This window comes from Microbispora hainanensis (genome assembly GCF_006874475.1).
Lineage (GTDB): Bacteria > Actinomycetota > Actinomycetes > Streptosporangiales > Streptosporangiaceae > Microbispora > Microbispora hainanensis.
Genome location: NZ_VIRM01000012.1, coordinates 48,641 through 71,797 on the forward strand (window position 1 = coordinate 48,641; position 23,157 = coordinate 71,797).

General features: G+C 70.4%; 25 protein-coding genes. 19 read left to right on the top strand and 6 right to left on the bottom strand.

Annotation, left to right across the window (positions count from 1 at the left end; all coding sequences use genetic code 11):
• Nucleotides 1–113: 113 nt before the first annotated feature.
• The 15 genes from FLX08_RS12320 to FLX08_RS12390 all read left to right on the top strand — a co-directional run bounded on the left by FLX08_RS12320 (nt 114) and on the right by FLX08_RS12390 (nt 15,098).
• Nucleotides 114–3,197 (top strand): hypothetical protein, encoded by a 3,084-nt coding sequence (locus FLX08_RS12320; protein ID WP_142618971.1) that lies wholly within the window; start codon nt 114–116, stop codon nt 3,195–3,197.
• Between the two features lie 227 nt (nt 3,198–3,424).
• On the top strand, nt 3,425–3,814 hold the full coding sequence (locus tag FLX08_RS12325) for a hypothetical protein (protein ID WP_142618972.1): 390 nt from the start codon (nt 3,425–3,427) through the stop codon (nt 3,812–3,814).
• A 106-nt stretch (nt 3,815–3,920) separates the two neighbouring features.
• Nucleotides 3,921–5,183: a serine hydroxymethyltransferase gene (locus tag FLX08_RS12330; RefSeq protein WP_142618973.1), complete on the top strand. Its 1,263-nt coding sequence runs from the start codon at nt 3,921–3,923 to the stop codon at nt 5,181–5,183.
• 63 nt (nt 5,184–5,246) lie between these two features.
• A complete protein-coding gene (locus FLX08_RS12335) occupies nt 5,247–6,731 on the top strand; it encodes an MraY family glycosyltransferase (protein WP_244312584.1) in 1,485 nt (494 codons plus the stop codon).
• Between the two features lie 158 nt (nt 6,732–6,889).
• Nucleotides 6,890–7,312: a Cg1360 family ATP-synthase-associated protein gene (locus tag FLX08_RS12340; RefSeq protein WP_142618974.1), complete on the top strand. Its 423-nt coding sequence runs from the start codon at nt 6,890–6,892 to the stop codon at nt 7,310–7,312.
• Nucleotides 7,313–7,374: 62 nt separating this feature from the next.
• Nucleotides 7,375–7,590, top strand: coding sequence for a hypothetical protein (locus tag FLX08_RS12345; RefSeq protein WP_079320510.1), 216 nt, complete (start codon nt 7,375–7,377; stop codon nt 7,588–7,590).
• A 132-nt stretch (nt 7,591–7,722) separates the two neighbouring features.
• Nucleotides 7,723–8,511, top strand: a complete 789-nt coding sequence (atpB, locus tag FLX08_RS12350; protein WP_142618975.1) for a F0F1 ATP synthase subunit A — start codon at nt 7,723–7,725, stop codon at nt 8,509–8,511.
• 84 nt (nt 8,512–8,595) lie between these two features.
• The gene (gene atpE / locus FLX08_RS12355; protein ID WP_079320508.1) at nt 8,596–8,817 is read left to right on the top strand and encodes an ATP synthase F0 subunit C; all 222 of its coding nucleotides are present in this window, start codon (nt 8,596–8,598) and stop codon (nt 8,815–8,817) included.
• 29 nt (nt 8,818–8,846) lie between these two features.
• On the top strand, nt 8,847–9,392 hold the full coding sequence (locus FLX08_RS12360) for a F0F1 ATP synthase subunit B (RefSeq protein ID WP_142618976.1): 546 nt from the start codon (nt 8,847–8,849) through the stop codon (nt 9,390–9,392).
• A complete protein-coding gene (locus FLX08_RS12365; protein ID WP_142618977.1) occupies nt 9,392–10,201 on the top strand; it encodes a F0F1 ATP synthase subunit delta in 810 nt (269 codons plus the stop codon). The genes FLX08_RS12360 and FLX08_RS12365 overlap by 1 nt, the downstream gene beginning before the upstream one ends.
• Before the next feature lie 24 nt (nt 10,202–10,225).
• Complete coding sequence (gene atpA, locus FLX08_RS12370) at nt 10,226–11,875, top strand: F0F1 ATP synthase subunit alpha (RefSeq protein ID WP_142618978.1); 1,650 nt, start codon at nt 10,226–10,228, stop codon at nt 11,873–11,875.
• 3 nt (nt 11,876–11,878) lie between these two features.
• Nucleotides 11,879–12,778 carry a F0F1 ATP synthase subunit gamma gene (locus FLX08_RS12375; RefSeq protein WP_142618979.1) on the top strand — a complete coding sequence of 300 codons (900 nt, stop codon included), beginning with the start codon at nt 11,879–11,881 and terminating at the stop codon, nt 12,776–12,778.
• A gap of 1 nt (nt 12,779) precedes the next feature.
• A complete protein-coding gene (gene atpD / locus FLX08_RS12380; protein ID WP_142618980.1) occupies nt 12,780–14,207 on the top strand; it encodes a F0F1 ATP synthase subunit beta in 1,428 nt (475 codons plus the stop codon).
• A 71-nt stretch (nt 14,208–14,278) separates the two neighbouring features.
• Nucleotides 14,279–14,680, top strand: a complete 402-nt coding sequence (locus tag FLX08_RS12385; protein ID WP_079320504.1) for a F0F1 ATP synthase subunit epsilon — start codon at nt 14,279–14,281, stop codon at nt 14,678–14,680.
• Nucleotides 14,681–14,699: 19 nt separating this feature from the next.
• Nucleotides 14,700–15,098 carry a DUF2550 domain-containing protein gene (locus tag FLX08_RS12390; protein ID WP_142618981.1) on the top strand — a complete coding sequence of 133 codons (399 nt, stop codon included), beginning with the start codon at nt 14,700–14,702 and terminating at the stop codon, nt 15,096–15,098.
• Between the two features lie 35 nt (nt 15,099–15,133).
• On the opposite strand, the gene FLX08_RS12395 is transcribed toward FLX08_RS12390, so the two are convergent.
• The 5 genes from FLX08_RS12395 to FLX08_RS12415 form a co-directional block, all read right to left on the bottom strand.
• On the bottom strand, nt 15,134–15,724 hold the full coding sequence (locus FLX08_RS12395) for a cob(I)yrinic acid a,c-diamide adenosyltransferase (RefSeq protein WP_142618982.1): 591 nt from the start codon (nt 15,722–15,724) through the stop codon (nt 15,134–15,136).
• A gap of 53 nt (nt 15,725–15,777) precedes the next feature.
• Nucleotides 15,778–16,383, bottom strand: a complete 606-nt coding sequence (locus FLX08_RS12400; protein WP_142618983.1) for a TetR/AcrR family transcriptional regulator — start codon at nt 16,381–16,383, stop codon at nt 15,778–15,780.
• A 259-nt stretch (nt 16,384–16,642) separates the two neighbouring features.
• Nucleotides 16,643–17,518 (bottom strand): ABC transporter permease, encoded by an 876-nt coding sequence (locus FLX08_RS12405; RefSeq protein WP_142618984.1) that lies wholly within the window; start codon nt 17,516–17,518, stop codon nt 16,643–16,645.
• A complete protein-coding gene (locus FLX08_RS12410) occupies nt 17,515–18,399 on the bottom strand; it encodes an ABC transporter ATP-binding protein (RefSeq protein WP_142618985.1) in 885 nt (294 codons plus the stop codon). Before FLX08_RS12410 ends, FLX08_RS12405 begins: the two co-directional genes overlap by 4 nt.
• 95 nt (nt 18,400–18,494) lie before the next feature.
• Nucleotides 18,495–19,286, bottom strand: a complete 792-nt coding sequence (locus tag FLX08_RS12415; protein ID WP_142618986.1) for a TetR/AcrR family transcriptional regulator — start codon at nt 19,284–19,286, stop codon at nt 18,495–18,497.
• A gap of 72 nt (nt 19,287–19,358) precedes the next feature.
• Between FLX08_RS12415 and FLX08_RS12420 the strand changes: the two genes are divergently transcribed.
• Nucleotides 19,359–20,249, top strand: a complete 891-nt coding sequence (locus FLX08_RS12420; protein ID WP_142618987.1) for an SDR family oxidoreductase — start codon at nt 19,359–19,361, stop codon at nt 20,247–20,249.
• 39 nt (nt 20,250–20,288) lie between these two features.
• Here the strand turns inward: FLX08_RS12420 and nucS are convergent, their stop codons facing one another.
• The gene (gene nucS / locus FLX08_RS12425; RefSeq protein WP_142618988.1) at nt 20,289–20,963 is read right to left on the bottom strand and encodes an endonuclease NucS; all 675 of its coding nucleotides are present in this window, start codon (nt 20,961–20,963) and stop codon (nt 20,289–20,291) included.
• A 199-nt stretch (nt 20,964–21,162) separates the two neighbouring features.
• Between nucS and FLX08_RS12430 the strand changes: the two genes are divergently transcribed.
• From FLX08_RS12430 to FLX08_RS12440, 3 genes are all read left to right on the top strand, one after another.
• Entirely contained in the window at nt 21,163–21,489 is a 327-nt protein-coding gene (locus FLX08_RS12430; RefSeq protein WP_341874322.1) for an ATP/GTP-binding protein, read from the top strand.
• Between the two features lie 20 nt (nt 21,490–21,509).
• Nucleotides 21,510–22,214 (top strand): alpha/beta hydrolase, encoded by a 705-nt coding sequence (locus tag FLX08_RS12435; RefSeq protein WP_142618990.1) that lies wholly within the window; start codon nt 21,510–21,512, stop codon nt 22,212–22,214.
• Nucleotides 22,215–22,292: 78 nt separating this feature from the next.
• A complete protein-coding gene (locus FLX08_RS12440; protein WP_142618991.1) occupies nt 22,293–23,063 on the top strand; it encodes an alpha/beta fold hydrolase in 771 nt (256 codons plus the stop codon).
• Nucleotides 23,064–23,157 lie beyond the last annotated feature (94 nt).

Below are 23,157 nucleotides of genomic sequence, written 5' to 3' on the forward strand. Positions count from 1 at the left end.
GATGACGCCACGGCTCTGATCAGGGCGATCGATGCCGTCTGGCTATCGGGCTTCTTTACCGATGCCACCCCGGCTACCGTGAAGTGCGCCGATATCTCTGTGGAGGCGCGCCCATGGCCAAGCTCGACGGGATGGATCCGAAGCTCGTCCGTGAGTTGCTGTCGGAGGTTCAGCACGCTGCGAAGCAGATGGACGGCATCGAGGCCCGGATCACCCAGTTGACGCGTACGGCCGGCGTCTCGGTGCACGTGACCCACCGGCCGTCCCAGGTCGCCGACGCGTGCACGACGATGGTCAAGGACGTCACCAACCGCGTGACCCTGCTGGAGAAGAAGGAGAAACAGCAGAGCACGGGCACGGTCCCGACGACCCGCGGGGCCTCCTTCACAGAGGAGAGGGACACCACCGCGCCCGCGGACGATCCGGCGCCGTCCAGCACGCAGGGCGACAAGTCCGACCACAAAGCGGATCACAAGCAGGACGGCAAGTCCGACCACAAGTCCGAGCACAAGACGGACCACAAGCCCGACGCCAAGCCCGACCACAAGGCCGACGCGAAGCCGGAGGCCAAGCCCGAGGGCAAGGCGGTTCGCGACACACAGGACGCCCCCAAGACGTCGTCGCATGGTTCAAGCGATTCCGGCACGGCGGCGAAGGGGGAGACCTCCCACCGGGCGCACGGCGCCGCCGACGGCGCGACCCGCGCGAACAGCGACGGCGGAGGCCAGGGCGCGGCCGAAGCGAAGCTCGCGGACAAGCCCGCTTACGGCACCATCGAGGGTTCCCTCGCCCAGATGCCCTCCTCGACGCACGGTCCCGCACACCCCGCCGACGCCGCCGGTCCGGCCACAGGCGCAGGAACGTCCACGGGCGCAGGAACGTCCACGGGTACGGCTGCAGGTGCAGGCACGGGTGCAGGTTCTGGCGCGGGGACGCCTCCGGCCACGGGTGCGAGTGGCGACAGCGGCACGGCGGCTGGCTCCGGCACGGCGACTGGCTCCGGCACGGCGACCGGGTCCGGCGCGGCTGCCGGCTCCGGTGCAGGACAGGCAGGCGTCAACGGCGCCGTAGGCGGCACCGGCGACGCGGGCGCGAACATCGGCTCCGGCCAGGTTCACCACCCCGTCGGCCCGGGTCAGCCGACCGGCGACAGCCAGAGCGTGGGCCAGAGGGTGGATCAGGGCATTGGCCAGGGCGCGGGCCAGGATCGGCCTGCGGTCCCGGGGCAGCCCGTCGGCGATCAGGTCGTTGGCCAGGATCAGGGAGGCACGGGCCACGTCCAGCCCGTCGGCGACATTCAGGGTGCCGATCAGAGCCAGTCCGACGGCGGTCGGCAGCAGCCCGTCGACCAAGGACAGGGCCAGAACGCGGGACAGGGCCAGAGCCAGGGACAGAACCAGGGGCAGAGTGCGGGTCAGGGGACGCCGGCCGACTCGAAAGCGGCAGGGGAGCGGCCCCCGATGGGCGGAAGCGACTCCGCCATCTACGACACTCCCGGCAAGGACCACCCCGACGACATCGACCCCGCCGGTCGGCAGGTGACCGTCGTCGACGGTGTCAAGGTCGTCAGCACTCCGCTGATCCAGCCCGGTGCCGAGCAGGCACAGGGCGTCCAGCCGATCGACATGCCCGGTATGGACGCGCAGACGGCGAGTGCCACCGGTGCGCACCCGGACGGGCCGCCCGGATTGGTGCCACCCGCCGAGCCGACCAACCCGGCGGCGAACCGGCCTGCGCAGCCCGGCCTCGCGCCCGGCGATCCCATGGGCGCATACGTCGGCACGCCGGCCGACAACCTCTCCGTCGATCCGTTCGCGACGGGGGCCTCTGACACCGTGCAGGGGACTTCCGCCGGCCACACTGCGGTGGCCGCGAGCGCCGGCGGTCATGCGTACACGGGCGACCCGGTCGCAAGCGGCACGGCGACCGGGACCTCTCACCCGTCGGACGCTGCCGGCACGAGCGGTGCCACTGGTGCCGGTGGTATGGCCCAGGCGGCAGATACAAGCGGCACGGCACAACCGGCGAGTACGCCCGGCACGGCGACCGGAACTTCGCATCCGGCGACCACGGCGGGTGCGGCAGGTACCGCCGGCACGGCGGCCGGGACCTCGCCTTCGGCGACCACTGCGGGTACGGCTCACACGGCGATCGGAACCTCGCATCCTGTGACCACGGCGGGGACGGCTGATACAGCGATCGGAACCTCGCATCCTGTGGCTGCGGCGGGTGCTACGAGTTCGGCCGGTGCCACCCCCGCGCCGCCTGTGGCGACCGTGACCACCCAGCCGGCCGGCGTGGCCGATGCCGCCCCTGCCACCCCTGCCGCGCCTGCCACGGCCGCCACGCCTGCAACACCTACGGTCCCCGGGGCGGCCGCGCCTGCTCATCCAGTGGGCACAGCGGCCGATGGGACGCCTGCGGCACCGGCGGGGACGAGCGCGACGAGCGGCGCGGCTCACGCGACCGGACCGGCAGGTGCCACGGGCACGGCCGACGCGGCGCCTTCATCATCGGCTGCGACGCCGAGCGGGACGGGGACGGTGACCGGCAACCTGCAGGTGGTGAGCGCTCCTGGCGCCGGGCATGCGACCGGTACGACCGGCACGGTCACCGGCAGCCTGCCCGCCGTGGGAGCGGCGGCCGGAGACGGCCACGCGGCCGGGACGGCGGGAACGGCGGGGACCGCGAGCGCGGCGGGTGCCGGTGGCGACGGCGCGACGGGCCACACCGGGACGACCGGTGTGAGCGACAGGGCCGACGGCGCGCCCGGTTCGGGCGGACGACCGTGCGACAACGATGCCGGTACGCGTGCGACCGGGGTGGCCGGAGGTGGCGCACACGCCGCGACGGGGCACACCACGGGAACGAACGGCGCGGAGACCCACGACGCGGAGACCAGCGGCACGAGGAGGACTCCGGGCACCGGCCAGGCCCCGGCTCCCGATGCCCGATCGCTCGCCGCCGCGCAGCCCGGAGACGTGCACGGCCATCCCGCTCGCCACTCGGACGACGAGGCCGTGCCGCGCATGCTGGTGGACCACCATCGTGACATCGAGCCCGTGGACATGCCGGACGTCGGCGCCCCGGAGGGGGAGTGGGGCAAGGGCGAATGGGTGGCCGGGAAGGTCGAGCCCGACGGGCCCGCCGGCCGCGTCGAAGCCGTCGAGGTCATCATCCAGAAGCCGGAGAAGTGAGGCGTGCCAGCGACGTTCCCGCTTGGGCGTGCAGGGATCCGACCGCCGCGAAACCCAGAAGCGGCCGTACCGACGCAGATCGGCAGCACCGCGCGGCAGCCGGACGAGGATGCGGGGCAAGGCGACCCCGTGAGCGGAGCCGGGCGGCGGGCCGCCGGGGTGTCCGGGGCAGGGCAGGCGATGACCAACGCCGGCGTGCTGGCCGGCTTCGCACAGGAGGCGCGATCGTGAGTTATGTCGACCCGCCGGCGCCGACTCCGCTGCAGCCGGGGGAGACCCCGCCGGCGCCGTCGAGCACCGACCTGCTGTCGCCCGGCGGGCAGCCGACGGGCTGGGTGTTCAATCCGGAATACCAGAAGCTCGTCGACCTGTGGCTGCAGGTGGTTCCGCTGATGGACCAGCTCACCAAGTCTCTGGACAAGCCGTACGAGAGGGCCCGGAGCAGGGACGTGTGGGACGCTCCGGTCGCCGAGCGGTACGTCCAGGACCTGGCGGAATGGCGCAACCGGCTCGGGATGTACCGCCAGGCGGTGCTGACGGCGATCAGCGACCAGGCGGCGGACACGCCGCGCTGGATCCCGGCCAAGGCCGGCGCGCCGCACGCCTTCACCTCCTGACGACCGTCCAGGCACCCCGAGCAAGCTCCTGCGACCGCTCGCAGCTCCCTGACCAGCGGCGTCTACTCTTGGAGCGAAGACCGCCACGGGATTGTGAGGCGGTTCTATGGACAGTTCGGAGCCGTTCTACGGGCCTGACTTCGCCGGGCTCGCCGCGCAGGATCCGGACGTCGCCCGGGTGCTGCTCGACGAGGTCGCCCGGCTGCGCGGCGGGCTCCAGCTCATCGCGGGGGAGAACCTCTCCTCGTCCGCGGTCCTCGCCGCGCTCGGCTCGGTGCTCAACGACAAGTACGCCGAGGGCTACCCGGGCCACAGGTACTACCGCGGCTGCGAGGAGGCCGACCACGCCGAGCGGATCGCCGTAGAGCGGGCCAAGCGGTTGTTCGGGGCCGATCATGCCAACGTGCAGCCCTACAGCGGCATCACGGCCATCCTGGCGGCGTACGCGGCCCTTCTGCAGCCGGGCGACACCGTCCTGGCGCTCGCACTGGAGCACGGCGGCCACATCACCCACGGGTCCAAGGCCAGCTTCTCCGGCAGATGGTTCGACGTCGTCTCCTATGGCGTGCGGCGGGACACCGAGACGATCGACTACGACGAGGTGAGGGACCTGGCGCTGCGCCACCGGCCCCGGGTGATCGTCTGCGGCGCCACGGCGTATCCCCGGCTGATCGATTTCGCCGCCTTCCGTGCCATCGCCGACGAGGCCGGGGCGTGGCTGCTGGCGGACGTCGCCCACGAGATGGGCCTCATGGCGGGTGGGGCCATCCCGTCGGCCGTGCCGTACGCGGACGTCGTGACCTTCACGACCCACAAGTCGCTGCGCGGCCCGCGCGGGGGAGGCGTGCTGTGCACGGACGAGCTGGCGCCGGGGATCGACCGGGCGGTGTTCCCCTTCAGCCAGGGCGGGCCGCTGATGCACGTGGTCGCGGCCAAGGCGGTGGCGTTCGGCGAGGCGCTGCGCCCCGAGTTCCGGGTCTACGCCGCGTCGGCGGTGGACAACGCCAGGACCCTGGTGGAGGGGCTGGCGGCCGAGGGGCTGCGCCCGGTGTCGGGCGGCACCGACACCCACCTCGCGCTGGTCGACCTGCGCGGCGCCGGGGTGAGCGGGACGGAGGCGGAGCGGCGCTGCGCCGAGGCCGGCATCCTGCTCGGCCACAACGCGATCCCGTACGATCCCGCGCCCGCGACCGTGACCTCCGGGATCAGGGTCGGCACGCTCTGCACGACCACCCAGGGGATGGGCGCGGCGGAAATGAGAGAGATCGCGTCTCTCATCGTCCGGGCCATCCGGCACCCGGGTGCGATAACGTCGGTCCTCGAACGGGTAAAGGGGCTGACCGCGACGCATCCGGCATATCCCCGTTAGGGATAGGGCGATCTATGTCTTTTGCCCGTCACAACTGATCCGCCTATCCAGGAAACTAGGTCCGTGCGCGAATATCTCCTCTTGGCGCTCGTGGCGGCTGCGGTGACCTACCTGCTGGTGCCGCCGGTCAGGGTGTTCGCGCTGCGCATCGGCGCGGCCCCCGAGGTGCGGGAGCGGGACGTGCACACGGTGCCCACCCCGCGTCTGGGCGGGCTCGCGATGTTCGGCGGGATGGTCGCGGCCCTGCTGGTGGCGAGCAACCTGCCGTACGTCGGCGGCGCCTTCGACAGCGGCCAGACGGGAAAGACGGTGACCGCCCTCCTCGCGGCCGGCGGCCTGATCGTCCTCACCGGGTTCCTGGACGACTGGCTCGGCATGGACGCGCTGGTCAAGCTGGGCGGCCAGATCGCCGCGGGCGGGCTGCTCGTCTACTTCGGCGTATACCTGCAGTTCCTGCCGCTGCCGCAGTCGATGGGCGGTTCCCAGGCCCTCGACGACACCCTGCACACGATCCTCACCATCATGATCGTCGTCGTCGTGATCAACGCGGTGAACTTCGTCGACGGGCTGGACGGCCTGGCCGCGGGGATCGTGGCCATCGCCGCGATGGCGACCTTCGCCTACTCGATCGTGCTGCAGCAGACCGCGAGCGGTTCGCGGATCAACGGGACGGCCGCCATCGCGGCGATCCTCATCGGGATGTGCGTGGGCTTCCTGCCGCACAACTTCAATCCCGCCAAGATCTTCATGGGCGACACCGGCGCGATGCTGCTCGGCCTGCTGCTCGCCACCTCGCTGATCACGAGCCTGTCGTCGGTCGAGCCGGACGCGGTGGTCGGCAAGCTCAACCGGTTCCCGGTGATCCTGCCCCTGATCCTGCCGATCGCGGTCGTGGTGCTGCCGCTGGCCGACCTGATCATGGCGGTCGTCCGCCGTACGTCGGCGGGGATGTCCCCGTTCGCCCCCGACCGCGGCCATCTGCACCACCGGATGCTCGACATCGGCCACTCCCACCGGCGCAGCGTCCTGATCATGTACGCCTGGACGTTCCTGTTCGCCTTCGCGATCGTGGGCCTGTCGATCGGCCGCGTGCCGCTCATCGTGTTCCCCCTGACGATCGTGCTCGCGGTGGCGGTGCTGGTGATCATGGGCCTGCCGAGGTGGCGCTCGCGCCGTACGGCGACACAGGACGACAAGGGAGACAGGGGTGGCCAGGGCGGCCAGAAGACCGGAGCGCATGCGGCGGGGACCCGTCCGCCGGGCGCGGGCACCGTCTCCGCACCGGCCGCCAGGCGCGTGATCTCCGAACATGACACGCTCGTCTACCCCGTCGTCCCCCCGCCCGCCCCTCCGGTCACGCCCGGTCACGCCGCTCCCTCCGCTCCCGGCCAGGCGGTGCCCGGCCAGGCGGTTCCGGGCCAGGCGGGTCCCGGCAGGCTCCCGGCGCAGGGCCGCAACCCCTACCCGGGACAGAGCGGCCCGGGTGCCCCGGGCTCCCCGGGCGTCCCTCCCACCACCTCCCGCGCCGACACCGGGACCTTCCGTTGAGCCGTCCTCCGAGCCGTCCCCGCAGGTCGACGCCGACCCGAAACGGCAGGTAAAGGTGGCACTCCGGGGCTTGTGATAGCTTTCACTAGCAAGGGGCGAGGCCAACGACGCCCCAGCAGGTAGCAATCGCTCGTTTGACAACCGATTCTGGAGTCCCATTGCAGGCCAACGACGTGCGCGTTCTCAAGGGCGCCGCCGTGCCGACCTTGGTCGTCGGTCTCCTCGCCGCGCTCATCGCGGTGTTCACGACCGGGGCCAAGGGTGCGTTGGGCGCCGGCATCGGTCTCGTCCTTGTCGCGGCCTTCTTCACCATCGGTCTGGTCGTCGTCTCCTGGGCGGGCCGGGTCTCGCCGATGGCGATGATGGCGGCCGCCGTGCTGGGCTATGTCGTCAAGGTTCTGGCGATCATGGCGATGCTCAAAGCCTTCGAGGGCACGACCGCGTTCGACTCCCGCGTGTTCGCGCTGAGCGTCATCGGTTGCACGCTCGCCTGGACCGTCGGTGAGATGCGCGGATTCATGAAACTGAAGATGCTCTACGTGGAGCCTGAGGCGAAGGTTCCCGGGCAGGGGCGCGGATGACCATGCGTACGGGGCAGCCCGATATGACTAGTCCGCATGGCTCCTGCTATCGTCGTGCCGCGATGAGCGAACAGGAGCGCAGGCCCGAGACCGACGGCCGCGACTTCGCCGACGCCGCCTGGTCGGTCCCGAGCTATCTGCTGTCCGGGATCCTGGTATGGGGCGGCCTCGGCTGGTTGCTGAGCTGGTGGACCGGCGTGCATGCGTTCATCCCCATAGGCGTCATTCTCGGGGTCGGGCTGGCTGCCTACCTCGTCTATCTGAAGTACGGCCGCTGACAGCCGGCCCGCTTCCAACGCTCTTCTGTTGATCCAATCGTTGAAGGGAACGCCCGTGCGCGAGCGTAGCGAACGGACGAACAAGCACATGCTTCGGGCATTCCGCCCCGAGCAGGTAGGCGAGGTGGCCAGGTGACCCCCCTCATGCTCGTCGCCGACGACTTCAAGGCGCCGGGACCGTCGATCTTCGACTTTCCCCCGCTTTACGACGGGGCGCCTTACTGGCTGACCAAGCCGGTGCTGATGGCGATCTTCGGCGCCGTCGTGGTGTGCGCGGTCGCATGGAGTGCCTTCGCCAAGCCCAAGCTCGTTCCGAGGGGAATGCAGAACCTCGGCGAGATGGGTTACCAGTTCGTCCGCGACCAGGTGGCCCGGCCGTTCCTGGGCAAGGACGCCGAGCGGTGGATGCCGCTGCTCCTCAGCCTGTTCTTCCTGATCCTGCTGTGGAACTTCTTCGGCGTCATCCCGCTGATCCAGATCCCGGTGGCGTCGCACATCGCGTTCCCCATCGTCTTCGCGATCACCATCTACGTGATCAAGATCTACCTGGGCATCAAGCACCAGGGCCTCGGCGGCTACTTCAAGAACATGATGTTCCCGCCCGGCCTGCCCAAGCCGATCTACGTGCTGCTCGCGCCGATCGAGTTCCTGTCGAACCTGATCATCGCGCCGTTCACGCACGCCGTCCGACTCTTCGCGAACATGTTCGCCGGCCACCTCATCCTGGCCTTCTTCAGCATGGTCGGCTTCTGGTTCCTCTTCGAGAAGCCGACTCCCCTCGGTGCGGGCCTCGGTGTCGTCGGTGTGATCATGACGATCGCGATGACCGGCTTCGAGATGTTCATCGAGTTCCTGCAGGCGTTCCTGTTCACGATGCTGGCCGCCATGTACATCGGCAACTCGCTCCACGCCGAGCACTGACGGATCTCCCCAGACCCGACCTTTCGACGTAGACCAGACCGGTGAGACCACACTCACCGGCCGACCAGTAAAGGAAGAACAGCAATGAGCGTTCTCGCTGAAGTCTCCGGCAACCTTGGCGCTGTTGGTTACGGCCTCGCCGCCATCGGCCCCGGCATCGGCGTGGGCATCATCTTCGGTCAGGGCGTGCAGGCCATCGCCCGTCAGCCCGAGGCGTACGGCCTCATCCGCCAGAACATGCTGCTCGGCTTCGTTCTCACCGAGGCGCTGGCCCTGATCGGCCTCGTCGCGCCGTTCATCTACTGACGTACCCACTCTGAAGGAAGGCTGCACCTATGACTCTGGCAGCTACGTTCCTCGCGGCGGAGGGCGAGAGCCCCCTCATTCCGCACGCTTACGAGCTGGTCGTCGGCAGCTTCGCCTTCCTCGTCGTCTTCCTCGTCGTCGGAAAGATCCTCACCCCGCGCATCCAGAAGACGCTGGCCGAGCGGACCGAGGCTATCGAGGGCGGCATCAAGAAGGCCGAGGACGCCCAGGCCGAAGCCCAGCGCACTCTGGAGCAGTACCGGGCGCAGCTCGCGGAGGCCCGCCAGGAGGCGGCCCGTCTCCGCGAGGAGGCCCGGGAGCAGGGCGCCGCGATCAAGGCGGAGCTCCGCGAGGAGGCCCAGGCCGAGGCGCGGCGCATCATCGAGGCGGCCCACGCCCAGATCGAGGCCGACCGTCAGCAGGCGTTCACGCAGCTGCGCGGTGAGATCGGGCGCCTGTCCACCGAGCTGGCGAGCCGCATCGTCGGCGAGTCGCTCGAGGACGAGGCCCGTCAGCGCCGCATCGTGGACCGGTTCCTCGAAGAGCTCGAGGGCCGTCCGGAGGCGGTCCGCTGATGCGCGGCCTCAGCAGGACCGCCCTGACGGAGGTCGAGGAGCGGTTCAACACCGTCGCCGCGACCGCCGACCTCGGTGCCCTCGCCGAGGAGCTGTTCGCCGTCGCCGACCTCTTCGACCGCGAGCACGGGCTGCGGCGGGGTCTTTCCGACCCTTCGCGCCCGGCGGAGCAGAAGGAGAGCGTCCTGCGCTCCCTGCTGCAGGGCAAGGTCGGCGACGCCGCGCTGGAGATCGCGGTCGCCGCGGTCAGGGCGAAGTGGTCCAAGGCCAGTGACCTGCCGGACGCCCTGGAGCGTATCGGCGTGATGTCCGCGGCCGCCGAGGCCGAGTCGGACCGCCGCCTCGACGACGTCGAGGACGAGCTGTTCCGCTTCGGCCGCATCCTCGCCGCCAACCCGGAGCTGCGCCGCGCGCTCAGCGACCCGGCCGTCCCGGCCGAGCGCAAGCGCGACCTGCTCGCCACGTTGCTCGGCGGGAAGGCCGCCCCCTCCACCGTCCGGCTCGTCACGCAGGCCGTTGTGCACCCGCGGGGACGTAGCCTGGAGACGGCACTAGAGGAGTTCGGCTGGATCGTCGCGCGGGCGCGCGAGCGCCTGGTGGGTGTGGTCCGCAGCGCGGTGCCGCTCTCACAGCAGCAGAAGCAGCGGCTCGCGGCCTGGCTGCGAACCACCTACGGGCGAGACGTCCACCTGAACGTCGAGGTGGACCCGGAGGTGCTCGGTGGGTTCTCCGTCAGAGTCGGAGACGACTACATCGACACCACGATCGCCGGACGTATCGAAGAAGTCCGCCGCCGGTTGGCCGGCTGAGGCGAATAGGGAGACAAGAAAGAGATGGCGGAGCTTACGATCCGGCCGGACGAGATCCGGGACGCCCTTGAGCGCTTCGTCCAGGCGTACGAGCCGGAAGGTGCCGCGCGCGAGGAGATCGGGACCGTCGTCGACGCCGGGGACGGCATCGCCCATGTCTCCGGCCTTCCCTCGGCGATGGCGAACGAGCTGCTCGAGTTCGAGAACGGCACCCGTGGTCTGGCGCTGAACCTCGACGTCCGCGAGATCGGCGCGGTCGTCCTGGGCGACTTCAGCGGCATCGAGGAGGGCCAGCAGGTCCGCCGCACCGGCGAGGTCCTGTCGGTGCCGGTCGGCGACGACTTCCTCGGCCGCGTGGTCGACCCCCTGGGCAACCCGCTCGACGGCAAGGGCCCGATCGCCGCCGAGGGCCGCCGCGCCCTCGAGCTGCAGGCCCCCTCGGTGGTCCAGCGTCAGCCCGTGAAGGAGCCGCTGCAGACCGGCCTCAAGGCGATCGACGCCATGACGCCGATCGGCCGCGGCCAGCGTCAGCTGATCATCGGCGACCGCGGCACCGGCAAGACCGCGATCGCGGTCGACACCATCCTCAACCAGAAGGAGAACTGGCTCTCCGGCGACCCGAACCGCCAGGTTCGCTGCATCTACGTCGCCGTCGGCCAGAAGGGCTCCACGATCGCCCAGGTCCGCGGCCGCCTCGAGGAGGCGGGCGCGCTGGAGTACACGACCATCGTCGCCGCTCCGGCCTCCGACCCCGCGGGCTACAAGTACATCGCCCCGTACACCGGTTCTGCCATCGGCCAGCACTGGATGTACCAGGGCAAGCACGTGCTGATCGTCTTCGACGACCTCACCAAGCAGGCCGACGCCTACCGCGCCGTGTCGCTGCTGCTGCGTCGTCCGCCGGGCCGTGAGGCGTTCCCCGGCGACGTCTTCTACCTCCACTCGCGTCTGCTGGAGCGCTGCGCCAAGCTCTCCGCCGACATGGGCGGCGGTTCGATGACCGGCCTGCCGATCATCGAGACCAAGGGCAACGACGTGTCGGCGTTCATCCCGACCAACGTCATCTCCATCACCGACGGCCAGTGCTTCCTGGAGACCGACCTGTTCAACGCCGGTGTCCGCCCGGCGATCAACGTCGGTGTCTCGGTCTCCCGAGTCGGCGGTTCCGCCCAGGTCAAGGCCATGCGCAAGGTGGCCGGCACGCTCCGTCTGTCGCTGTCCCAGTACCGCGACCTGGAGGCCTTCGCGGCCTTCGCCTCCGACCTGGACGCGGCCTCCCGCGCCCAGCTGGAGCGTGGCGCCCGCCTGGTCGAGCTGCTCAAGCAGCCGCAGTACAGCCCGTTCCCGGTCGAGAAGCAGGTCGTCTCGGTGTGGGCCGGCACCACCGGCGAGCTGGACGATGTGCCGGTCGAGGACATCCGCCGCTTCGAGGCCGAGTTCCTCGACTATCTCGGCACCGCCCAGAAGGGTGTCTTCGACAGCATCCGCGAGACCAAGGAGCTGACGGACGACACGGTGACCGCCCTCAAGGACGCCATCACGGAGTTCAAGAAGGGCTTCACCACCTCCAGCGGTCAGCTGCTCGTCAACGACGAGCCGGTGGAGGCGCTGGACGCCAGCGAGGTCGGCCAGGAGAAGGTCGTCAAGCACGTCCGCAAGGTCGAGGCGAAGTAACCCATGGGTGCCCAGCTTCGACAGCTGCGGCGGCGGATCAAGTCGGTCAAGTCCACCGCGAAGATCACCCGCGCGCAGGAGCTGATCGCCTCGTCGCGCATCGTCAAGGCGCAGCAGCGGATGCAGGCGGCCGTGCCGTACGAGCGGGAGATCACCCACGCGGTGTCGGCCGTCCTGTCGAACACGACGAACGTCGACCACCCGCTCACGGTGGCAAAGGAGCAGCCGGCCACGGCCGGCGTCCTGATCGTCACCAGCGACCGCGGCTTCGCCGGCGGCTACAACGCCAACATCCTCCGTGAGGCAGAGGCGCTGAAGGGCCACCTGACCGGACGCGGCCTGGCCGTGAAGCCGTACGTCGTGGGCCGCAAGGGCATCACCTGGCACCGCTTCCGCAGCCGGGAGATGTTCGGCGAGTGGGACGGCTTCTCCGACAACCCGTCGTACGCCGACGCCAAGGAGATCGCCGACGCGCTCATCACGGCGTTCAAGGCGGAGGACGGGATCGACGAGATCCACGTCGTCTACACCGGGTTCGTCTCGATGCTGACGCAGAACGTGATCGTCAAGCGGATCCTGCCGCTCGAGGTCGAGGAGGCGGAGACGGCCCCGGAGGGCATCCCGCCTTACTACGAGTTCGAGCCGACGGCGGGTGACGTGCTCGACTCGCTGCTGCCGCGCTACATCGAGTCGCGCATCTACAACGCGCTGCTCCAGTCGGCGGCCTCCGAGCACGCCGCCCGGCGCCGCGCGATGAAGTCGGCCACCGACAACGCCAACGAGCTCATCCGCGTGTTCACCCAGCAGATGAACCAGGCGCGTCAGGCCGAGATCACCCAGGAAATCAGCGAGATCGTCGGTGGCGCGAACGCGCTGGCTGACGCCGCAGCGGGGAAAGAGTGAAATGACCGCACAGACTGTTGAGACCACCGTGGGCCGTGTCGCCCGCGTCACCGGTCCGGTCGTCGACGTGGAGTTCCCCGTCGAGGCCATGCCGGACATCTACAACGCGCTCACCGTCGACGTCACGCTCGGCGAGGAGACCAAGACCCTGACGCTCGAGGTCGCCCAGCACCTCGGCGACAACATCGTCCGGGCCATCTCCATGCAGCCCACCGACGGCCTGGTCCGCGGTGCGGCCGTCATCGACACCGGCGCGCCGATCTCGGTGCCGGTCGGCGACTCCGTCAAGGGCCACGTGTGGAACGCCCTCGGCGAGCCGCTCGACGCCGACAAGGCCAGCATCCAGGTCAACGAGCGCTGGCCGATCCACCGTCCGGCCCCGGCGTTCGACCAGCTCGAGGCCCGTACGGAGATGCTGCCCACCGGCATCAAGGTCATCGACCTGCTCACGCCGTACGTGAAGGGCGGCAAGATCGGTCTGTTCGGCGGCGCGGGCGTCGGCAAGACCGTTCTGATCCAGGAGATGATCCGCCGCGTCGCGCTGAAGTTCTCGGGCACCTCGGTGTTCGCGGGCGTCGGCGAGCGCACCCGTGAGGGCAACGACCTGTGGCTGGAGATGGAGGAGGCGGACGTCCTCAAGGACACCGCGCTCGTCTTCGGCCAGATGGACGAGCCGCCGGGCACCCGTCTGCGGGTGGCGCTGTCCGCTCTGACCATGGCGGAGTACTTCCGCGACGTGCAGAAGCAGGACGTGCTGCTGTTCATCGACAACATCTTCCGCTTCACCCAGGCGGGTTCCGAGGTGTCCACGCTGCTCGGCCGTATGCCGTCCGCCGTGGGTTACCAGCCGACCCTCGCCGACGAGATGGGTGTGCTCCAGGAGCGCATCACCTCCACCCGCGGTCACTCGATCACCTCCATGCAGGCGATCTACGTGCCCGCGGACGACATCACCGACCCGGCGCCGCACAACGCGTTCGCGCACCTCGACGCGCAGACCGTTCTGTCCCGGCCGATCTCGGAGAAGGGCATCTACCCCGCGGTGGACCCGCTCGACTCCTCCTCGCGGATCCTCGACCCGCAGATCATCGGTGAGGAGCACTACGCGGTCGCCCAGGAGACCAAGCGAATCCTGCAGAAGTACAAGGAACTGCAGGACATCATCGCCATCCTGGGCATCGACGAGCTCTCCGAAGAGGACAAGGTCACCGTCCAGCGGGCGCGCCGCATCGAGCGGTTCCTGTCCCACCCGATGTACGCCGCCGAGGCGTTCACCGGTCAGCCGGGTGAGTTCGTGCCGCTGGACGAGACCATCGCCTCGTTCAAGGGCCTGTGCGCCGGCGAGTACGACCACCTGCCCGAGCAGGCCTTCTTCATGGTCGGTGGCATCGAGCAGGCCATCGCCAAGGCGAAGGAACTCGAGCGCTAGGACGCCTTCGACGCCTGTGCGGCACGGCCCCGGCCGCGCCGCACGGGCGTCCGTCGAAAGGGAGCTGAGAAGTGGCAAAGCTTCGCGTGGGCGTCGTGTCGCCGGAACGTGAGATCTGGACGGGCGAGGCCGACATGGTCATTGCCAAGACCGTGGACGGCGAGATCGGTATTATGCCGAACCACGCTCCCGTTCTCGGTGTCCTCGTCGAGGGCGGAGTGCTGCGCGTCAAGCGCGGCGACGAAGGCGACCTCGTGGCCGCGGTGCACGGCGGATTCATCTCCGTCGCCGACAACGACGTGTCGATCCTGGCCGAGGCGGCCGAGCTCGGCTCGGAGGTCGACGTCGCGCGGGCCAAGGACGCGCTGCAGCGTGCTCAGGCCTCGATCGAGGCCGACCAGGAGGACGCGGACGCACGACTGCAGGCCAAGCGTGCGGCAGCCCGGCTTCGGGCGGCCGGCGAAGAGGTCTGACACCAGGAGGAGGGCGGCATTGGCGGCGCTTGAGATACTCGCGGGCGTCTTCGCCGTGGCCGCGCTCCTCGTCCTCCGGGGCTTCGTCCTGGCCCGGGCCCGGGGCACGATCGTCTGCCGGGTACGGCACGGCCAGGGGAGCTGGAAGAGCGGGGTCGCCCGCTACGTAGGGGGAGAGCTCCACTGGATTCCGTTCCTGGGACTCGGCCTGAGGCCGCGCCACGCTATCGCGAGGCGCGGCCTCACCGTTTCCAGCCGGAGAATGCTCGACACGGGTGAGGGGCCCGCCGGCTACTGGACCGTCGTCTGCTCCGCCGAACGCGGTCCGCTGTCCCTGGCGATGAGCGAGGACGCCCTCACCGGCTTCCTCGCCTGGCTGGAGTCGGCCCCGCCCAGCGCCCATCTGGACGCCGCGTAAAACCGTCTCGCCTCTGGCGTGCCCCTCAGTCGCGCTCAGCGGGTGGCGCCGGGCCTCCAGAGGATCTCGTCGCCGGCGGAGGCCACGCGGCAGAGGATGAACATCAGGTCGGACAGGCGGTTCAGATATTTGGCCGTCAGTGGGTTCACGTCGTCGTGCTCCTCCAGCGCCGCCCAGGCCGACCGCTCGGCCCGCCGTACGATCGTGCGGGCGAGGTGGAGGGAGGCCGTGGCGGGCGCGCCGCCGGGCAGGATGAAGCTGCGCAGCGGCTTCAGCTCCGCGTTGAACCGGTCGCACTGCTCCTCCAGCCAGGCGATGTACGGCTCCTCGACCCGCAGCGGCGGAAATTCCAGGTTCTCGACGACCGGGGTGCACAGGTCGGCGCCGACGTCGAACAACTCGTTCTGCACCCGGCTCAGGACGGCCGTGACGTCCTCGGACAGGCCGCCTGTGGCGAGCGCGACGCCGATGGCGGCGTTGGCCTCCTCCACGTCCGCGTAGGCGGTCAGGCGGGGATCGGTCTTACGGGTGCGGCTCATGTCGCCCAGTGCGGTCGTGCCGTCGTCGCCCGTCTTCGTGTAGATCTTGGACAGGACGACCGGTGTGTCGTTGTCGGCTCGGGTCATGTGGCTCAGCGTAGTCGCCGTGCTCTGCTCAACTCGGGGGAGGCGGCCGGGGGTCACTGGGCGGAGGCCGCCAGGGGACCGTCGGAGGAGAAGGTGCGGCGGAAGATGTACACGGCGGTGTCGATCAGCTGCTCCGTGGGCGGTGACGGCTCGGTCATCACCCACTCGATGAGTAACTCGGTGATCGCGCCGATGAGCCCGAGCGCCAGCAGGTGGAGATCGAGGGCGGGCACGCGCGCGCCCCGCGCCGAGGACTCGATGACCTTGGTGAACGACGCCACCGCCTGCTGACGGGCGCCGCTGAGCACGTTGCCCGCCCGCCGGACCTCCAGGTGCATGAGACGGGCGCGCCGCACGTCCTTGGTGACGAAGCGGATGTATTCGGCGATGCCGGCGACGATTCGGTCGTCGAGCGTCGGCGGGGCCGCGTCGATGGCCTCGCTGACCGACGCGAGCGTCTCCTCGATGCACCGCTCGTAAACCGCGCGCATCAGATCCTCGCGGCTGGAGAAGCATTCGTAGAAGGCGCGATTGGAGATGCGCGCGGTCGCGCAGAGCCTCTCGATGGTGGTTGCGTGGAAGCCGGGTTGGGCGAACAGGGTGTAGGCGGCCGATATGAGCCTTTCCCTCCTGTCTGCAAGCCTTTCGGCAGCCGACATCCCCCGATAGTCCCGTCCCGCCACTTTTCACCTCACCCTGTCATGGTCCCCCCAGAAGTCCCCATTATGAACGCAAGATCCTTTTTGTGGAAGTGCTGAGAAATAGGCACTTTCGTGCTATGCCAAAGACGCTCAATAGCTTGACATAGCCGTCAAGAGGTCAGCACGCTTACCAATTGGGATAGATCACCCTCGCTGCAATTGCATCGGCAATTACAGAAGCGCGTGCGAAGGGGCGTGCCCCGGTGTGCTGCCGGGCTCACCCGTCGTGCCGCCCCTTCCAGCGGAACGTCGTCACGCACAGCACGAGACCACCGACGAGCCACGCGCCCAGGACCAGGGCCACCTTGCCCAGCTCGTACGACCCGGTCAGCTCAAGGGCGGCCCCCGCGTCGCCGAGGAAGACGGATCGGAAGCCCTGGCACATCCACTTGAGCGGGAAGACCGAGGCGGCGTTCACCAGCCAGTCGGGCAGCTCCGTGATCGGGATGAAGACCCCGGAGACGAACTGCAGCACGACGAACGGCAGGCTGATCACCGCGGTCGCGCTCTTGCCGGAGCGAGGCAGGCCGCTGACGGCGATGCCGAGCACCGAGGCGGCCGACACGCCGAGCACGAACACCCAGACGAACGTGAGCCAGGTCGACACCTGTGAGGGCAGCTCCAGGTCGTAGAACAGCACCGCGATGGCGAGCAGGACGGCCACCTGGAGGACCGTCATCACCAGTACGCTGGCGATCTTGCCGATGAAGTAGGCCGCACGCGGCATCGGGAGCCCGACGAGCCGCTTCAGCGTGCCGTCGTCCCGGTCGCCCGCGATGCCGATGCCGAGGTTCTGGAACCCCGTGCCCATCACGCCCGAGCCGATGAGCCCGGCGGTGTAGAGCTGGGCGACGGTGACGCCGGTGCCCTCGGCGCTGCCGGAGAAGATCGCGGCGAACAGCACCAGGAACACGATCGGCAGGGCGAAGGTGAAGACGACGGCGTCCCTCTCCCGGAAGAGCACCTTCGTCTCGACGGCCGCGCGGGCCAGCGCGATCCTCAGCGGAGACGGCAGGGATGCCGCCGCCCGTGGGACGGCGGCCGGATCGGAGGCGGCCGGATCGGAGGCGGCCGGATCGGAGGCGGTGGTCATGGCGCACTCTCCACGGGTACGGCGGGGGTCTCCAGGGTGCCGCCGGCAGGCGGCTCCTCCGCCTCGATGAGGCGGAGATACACGTCCTCAAGCGTGGGCCGCGTGACGGTGAGCCCGGGGATCTCCCCGTCATACCTGCGCGACAGCTCCAGGACGACCTCGGTGGGGGTGTCGGTCTCGATCTCGCCGTCCGACCAGGCCACCCTGGCCCTCGCGGTGGCCCGGCCGCCCAGGGTGGCGGGGTCGCCCTGGGCGACCACGCGTCCCCGCGCCACGACCGCCACGCGGTCCGCCAGCGTCTCGGCCTCCTCCAGGTAGTGGGTGGTCAGCACGATCGTCGTGCCGTCGTGCGCCAGCCCTTCGATGAGCTCCCAGAACCGCCGCCGCGCCTCGGGGTCGAAACCCGTCGTCGGCTCGTCGAGGAACAGCAGTTCGGGACGGCCGATGACGCCGAGGGCGACGTCCACCCGGCGGCGCTGGCCGCCGGAGAGCTGGCGGATGCGTTTGCCCGCGCTGTCGGTGAGCCCGACCTGTTCCATGAGCTCGTCCGGATCGCGGGGGTTCGCGTAGTAGGTGGCGAAGTGCCGCAGGGTCTCCCGTACGGTCAACTCCGCCCGGTCGTCGGCGCTCTGCAGCACGATGCCGATGCGGGACCGCCACTCGCGGGTCGGCCGGGCCGGGTCCCTGCCCAGGACGGTGACCTCTCCCGCGTCGCGTTGGCGGTATCCCTCCAGGATTTCGACCGTGGTCGACTTGCCCGCGCCGTTCGGGCCGAGGACGGCGAACACCTCGCCGTGCTCGACGTCCAGGTCCAGGCCCGCGACGGCCTGCACCTCGCCGTACCGTTTCGTCAGGCCCCGTACACGTATCGCGTGTTCCATGCCCCGATGATCCACGCGGAAGGATGACGGGACACCCCCCGATCGGACGATGATCGGCGTCCTCCGTACGGCGGACGCCCGGCCGGGCCACGCGCCTACCGGAGCTGCCCCGTGAGCGCCTGGATGCCGTCCAGAAGCCGCTGCAGGCCGAACCGGTAGGACTCGGCGTTCGCCTCCGCGGTCGCCGCGTCGAAGCCTCCCTCGCGCCAGACGCGCGTGATCGCCGGATGCCGGGTCGTGTCGAAGTAGTCCTCCCAGAACGAGCCGCGCGCCGCCCACCAGGCGTCCGCTGACTCCCCGGTCGTCCGCTCCACGTGGTCATACTCGGCGCTGACGGCCGCGGCGGCGTCGACGAAGGTGACGATCGCCCCCGCGGCCGCGGTCATCTGCCGGGGTGACAGCCCGATGCCCGAGAGCGCGGACAGCAGGTATTCCTGCTGCGCCATCAGGCCCGGGCCCAACGGCGGCCGCACCGTGGAGACCTGCCGCAGCCAGGGATGGCGCCGGTACGCCTCCCGGGTGCGTTCGGCGTACAGCTCGATCTGCTCCCGCCAGCCTGCCGGCCGCGGGTCGCCCGGGCCGGGCAGATCCCGCTCGGCGAGCACCGCGTCGACCATGAGATCGATCAGCTCGGCCTTGCCCGGAACGTAGGTGTAGAGCGACATCGTGCCCACGCCGAGTTCCTCCCCGACCCGGCTCATCGACATCGACGCCAGCCCTTCGCGGTCGGCCACCGCCAGGGCGGCACGGACGATCTGGCCGACGGTCAGCCGGGGCCTGCGCCCCTTGGTCGGCTTGTCGCCGGCGCGTCCGGTGGCCGCATGGTCCCGCCAGAGCAGCGCCAGCGTCCGCTCCGGATCGCCGCCGCCGCTGCGCTCCACTCCCATGAGCGTGAATCCTACATTTTCGTATGCGGTACGGTTATTCTCTCCGTACGCCATACGAGAATGGAGTGAGACATGACTGTCCTGGTCACGGGCGCGACGGGCAACGTCGGGCGGATGGTCGTCGAAGGGCTCATCCGGGCCGGTGAGCGGGTGCGCGCGCTCACCCGGCGGCCGGACGACGCGACGCTGCGGCCGGAGGCGGAGGTGGTGTTCGGTGATCTCGCGGATCCGGCGACGCTGGCCGGGCCGCTGTCCGGCGTCGAGCGCGTCTACCTGTTCCCGCATCCCGCGACCGCCCAAGCGGTCGTGGAGCAGGTGAAGCGCGCGGGGGCGCGGCGTGTCGTCGTCCTGTCCTCGGGCGCCGTGACCTTCGGCCTCGACAAGGACTTCCACCTGCCGGTGGAGCGCGCCGTGGAGGAGTCGGGACTGGAGTGGACGCACGTGCGGGCCGGCGAGTTCATGACGAACAGGCTCGAACTGTGGGGGGAGTCGATCCGCACCGAGCGGGTGGTCCGCGACCCCTTCCCGGAGCAGGCCGGAATTCCCGTGCACGAACGGGACATCGCCGACGTGGCGGTGCTGGCGCTGACCGAGGACGGCCACGTAGGCGGCGCGTACACCCTCGCCGGTCCCCAGTGGGTGACGCGGCGCGAACAGGTGGCCGCCATCGCCGCCGCGATCGGCCGGGAGATCCGTTTCGAACAGGTCGGCCGGGAGGAGGCGCGTGAGCTCTACCTCCGGATGGGCGGCTTCGCCGCGGCGAACGCCGACTTCCTGCTCGGGTTCACGGACTACGGAGGGCGGGAGATCGAGCGGGACACGGACACGGACACGGACATGGACACGGACGCGCGGCCCGCGCCGGAACGCCTGCCGTTGCCGACGGCCGAGCAGGTCACCGGCCGGCCCGCGCGCACGTTCACCGAGTGGGCCCGTGACCACGCGGCGGACTTCACGGGCTGACCGGGGTCGGACAGGGCGCAGACCGGGTTCAGACCGGGTTCAGAACAGTGTCGGGTTCTCCGGCTCGATGCCGCGCAGGGCGTCGTAGTCGAGCGTCACGCACTCGATGCCGCGGTCGGCGGCGAGCACGCGGGCCTGCGGCTTGATCTCCTGGGCCGCGAAGATCCCCTTGACCGGGGCCAGGCGCGGGTCGCGGTTGAGCAGTTCGAGGTAGCGGGTGAGCTGCTCGACGCCGTCGATGTCGCCGCGCCGCTTGATCTCCACGGCGACCGCGCCGCCGAGGTGGTCGCGGCACAGGATGTCCACGGGGCCGATGGCGGTCATGTACTCCCTGCGCACCAGCGTCCAGCCGTCGCCGAGCGTGGTGATGTGCTCGGCGAGCAGCTCCTGCAGGTGCGCCTCGACGCCGTCCTTGCGCAGGCCCGGGTCGACGCCCAGCTCGTGGCTGGAGTCGTGCAGGATCTCCTCGATCGTCAGCACGAGCTTCTCACCGGTCTTGCCGTGCACGACCGACCAGGTGAGCACGCCGTCGATCTCCTCCTCCCGAACCTTGCAGGGAGGGTTCATCCAGTTCAGAGGCTTGTACGCCCGGTCGTCCGCATGGATCGACACGCTTCCGTCCGCCTTCATCAGGATGAGCCGAGGGGCCATGGGGAGATGGGCGGTGAGCCGTCCCACGTAATCCACGCTGCACCGCGCGATGACCAGCCGCATGTGCGCCAACCCTACCGGGATCGCGGAGGTCCCGAGGCGTTCTGGGAGACTGGCGGGCATGGCCCGGGCAGGGGAGGAGACCGGAGGGTGGGCCGGCGCGGTGCGCGGGGTTCGCGGCGTCCGCTTGTACGCCGCCCGACCGGGTGCTGGAAGAATGGGCCGTCTTCTCCCGTTCTGCCTACATGAACCCCCCGGAAGGATGCCCGCCGTGAGTCCCCGACGTGCCCGCCGCCGCGGCCCGTTCGAACGCCCGGACGGCCGTGCCGCACGGCCGGTGGGCCCCCAGGTGGCCGGGGTGGACCGCGTGGAGAGCGCGCACGACGGCGAGTGGGTCGTCCGCAACGTCTCCGGCGCCGCCCAGGGCAAGGGTTACCGGTGCCCGGGGTGCGAGCAGGAGATCAGGCCCGGGCTGCCGCACGTGGTGAGCTGGCCGGCCTGGGCCGGGGGAGAGGACGAGCGGCGGCACTGGCACACCACGTGCTGGCGCAACCGGGCCAACCGCGGTCCGGGCCGCAGCCGTTATTGACACGAGCTTTCGGAGTGGGAATGGACATCAGGGCGTCCACGGTGCTGCCTGCCCGGCGCGAGGACATCGAGCTGCAGACGGCCGACGGGCTCACCCTCGTCGGCGAGGTGGCCGTGCCGGAGAGCCGGCCGCCGGTGGCGACGCTGGTCTGCCTGCATCCTTTGCCCACCCACGGCGGGATGATGGACAGCCACGTGCTGCGCAAGGCGTCCTACCGGCTGCCCGCGCTCGCCGACATCGCCGTGCTGCGGTTCAACACCCGCGGCACGACCTCCGACCGGGGCACCTCCCAGGGGTCCTTCGACGGGGGCGAGGCGGAGCGGTGGGACGTCGCCGCCGCCCTGGAGTACGCCGACTTCCACGACCTGCCGAACCCCTGGCTGCTCGGCTGGTCGTTCGGCACGGAGCTGGCGCTGAAGTGGGGCCGCGACCCGATCGTCCAGGGCGCGATCCTGCTGTCGCCGCCGCTGAAGCGGGCCGGCGAGAAGGACCTCGTCGCCTGGGGCGAGTTCGGCCGTCCTCTGGTGGCCCTGGTGCCGGAGCACGACGACTACCTGCAGCCCGAGGAGGCCGTACGCCGGTTCGCGGCGGCGCCGCAGGCGGAGGTCGTCGGCGTGGAGGGAGCCAAGCACCTGTGGGTCGGCGAGCCGTACGTGCGGATCGTGCTGAACGAGATCGTCAAGCGGGTGAACCCGCCCGCCGCGCCGCTGCCGACCACGGTCTGAACGTGACGGACGGGCCGCCGGGGTCGCGAATCGGTGACGAACGGCGGCGGCGGGCGCGCGGCGCGTTACCGTGACCTGATGCAGCTCTACTCGCGTTCCGCCGGGAGCGGCCTGCCAGTCGTCCTGCTCCACGCGTTCCCCCTGTCCTCCGCGATGTGGCTCGCCCAGCGCGAGGGCCTCGCGCCGGTCTGCCGGGTGATCACCCCGGACCTGCGCGGCTTCGGTGGCACGATGCTCGGTGACGACGAGCCCTCGATCGACCTCATGGCCGACGACGTGGCGCACCTGCTCGACCAGGAGGGCATCGACCGCGCCGTGGTCGGCGGCCTGTCCATGGGCGGCTACGTGGCGATGGCCCTGTGCCGCCGCCACCCCGACCGCGTACGCGGCCTGATCCTCGCCGACACCAAGGCCCAGGCCGACCCCGAGCCGGCCAGGGCGAACCGGGAGCGGATCGCCGCGGCGGTCCTGGAGAGCGGCACGGGCATCCTCGTGACCGAGTCGCTGCCCGCGATGCTCGGGGCGACCACGAAGGAGCGCAGGGGGATGGTCGTCGGGCGCGTGCGCGGGCTCGTCCAGGCGGCGCCGCCCGCGGCCGTCGCGTGGGCCCAGCGGGCGATGGCCGCGCGGCCCGACGCGTTCGGCACACTGCGATCCCTGACCGTGCCGGGGCTGGTCGTCGTGGGCGACGAGGACGAGCTGTCGCCGCTGCCGGACGCCCAGGCCATGGCGGAGGCCATCCCGCAGGCGCGGCTCGCCGTCATCGAGAAGGCGGGTCACCTGTCCGCCATCGAGCAGCCCGACGCGTTCAACCGCGCCGTCGCGGAGTTCGTCAAGTCTCTGGACTGAGCCACCCGGGGTTTCCCGGCGGAGGCGAGGGCCGTGGGCTTCGACTGAGCCGGGGGCCGGACTGCTCGGCTCGGACGCGGGTCGGGGGCGGGCA

Bases quoted from the DNA above. Each gene is read 5' to 3' on its own strand.
- FLX08_RS12365 (WP_142618977.1), top strand. From the start codon at position 9,392: ATGCGCGGCCTCAGCAGGACCGCCCTGACGGAGGTCGAGGAGCGGTTC.
- FLX08_RS12405 (WP_142618984.1), bottom strand. From the start codon at position 17,518: ATGACCACCGCCTCCGATCCGGCCGCCTCCGATCCGGCCGCCTCCGAT.
- FLX08_RS12375 (WP_142618979.1), top strand. From the start codon at position 11,879: ATGGGTGCCCAGCTTCGACAGCTGCGGCGGCGGATCAAGTCGGTCAAG.
- FLX08_RS12320 (WP_142618971.1), top strand. From the start codon at position 114: ATGGCCAAGCTCGACGGGATGGATCCGAAGCTCGTCCGTGAGTTGCTG.
- FLX08_RS12345 (WP_079320510.1), top strand. From the start codon at position 7,375: ATGAGCGAACAGGAGCGCAGGCCCGAGACCGACGGCCGCGACTTCGCC.
- atpA (WP_142618978.1), top strand. From the start codon at position 10,226: ATGGCGGAGCTTACGATCCGGCCGGACGAGATCCGGGACGCCCTTGAG.
- FLX08_RS12410 (WP_142618985.1), bottom strand. From the start codon at position 18,399: ATGGAACACGCGATACGTGTACGGGGCCTGACGAAACGGTACGGCGAG.
- FLX08_RS12415 (WP_142618986.1), bottom strand. From the start codon at position 19,286: ATGGGAGTGGAGCGCAGCGGCGGCGGCGATCCGGAGCGGACGCTGGCG.
- FLX08_RS12400 (WP_142618983.1), bottom strand. From the start codon at position 16,383: ATGTCGGCTGCCGAAAGGCTTGCAGACAGGAGGGAAAGGCTCATATCG.
- FLX08_RS12360 (WP_142618976.1), top strand. From the start codon at position 8,847: ATGACTCTGGCAGCTACGTTCCTCGCGGCGGAGGGCGAGAGCCCCCTC.
- FLX08_RS12395 (WP_142618982.1), bottom strand. From the start codon at position 15,724: ATGACCCGAGCCGACAACGACACACCGGTCGTCCTGTCCAAGATCTAC.
- atpD (WP_142618980.1), top strand. From the start codon at position 12,780: ATGACCGCACAGACTGTTGAGACCACCGTGGGCCGTGTCGCCCGCGTC.
- FLX08_RS12420 (WP_142618987.1), top strand. From the start codon at position 19,359: ATGACTGTCCTGGTCACGGGCGCGACGGGCAACGTCGGGCGGATGGTC.
- FLX08_RS12435 (WP_142618990.1), top strand. From the start codon at position 21,510: ATGGACATCAGGGCGTCCACGGTGCTGCCTGCCCGGCGCGAGGACATC.
- FLX08_RS12440 (WP_142618991.1), top strand. From the start codon at position 22,293: ATGCAGCTCTACTCGCGTTCCGCCGGGAGCGGCCTGCCAGTCGTCCTG.
- atpE (WP_079320508.1), top strand. From the start codon at position 8,596: ATGAGCGTTCTCGCTGAAGTCTCCGGCAACCTTGGCGCTGTTGGTTAC.
- FLX08_RS12430 (WP_341874322.1), top strand. From the start codon at position 21,163: ATGCCCGCCGTGAGTCCCCGACGTGCCCGCCGCCGCGGCCCGTTCGAA.
- nucS (WP_142618988.1), bottom strand. From the start codon at position 20,963: ATGCGGCTGGTCATCGCGCGGTGCAGCGTGGATTACGTGGGACGGCTC.
- FLX08_RS12330 (WP_142618973.1), top strand. From the start codon at position 3,921: ATGGACAGTTCGGAGCCGTTCTACGGGCCTGACTTCGCCGGGCTCGCC.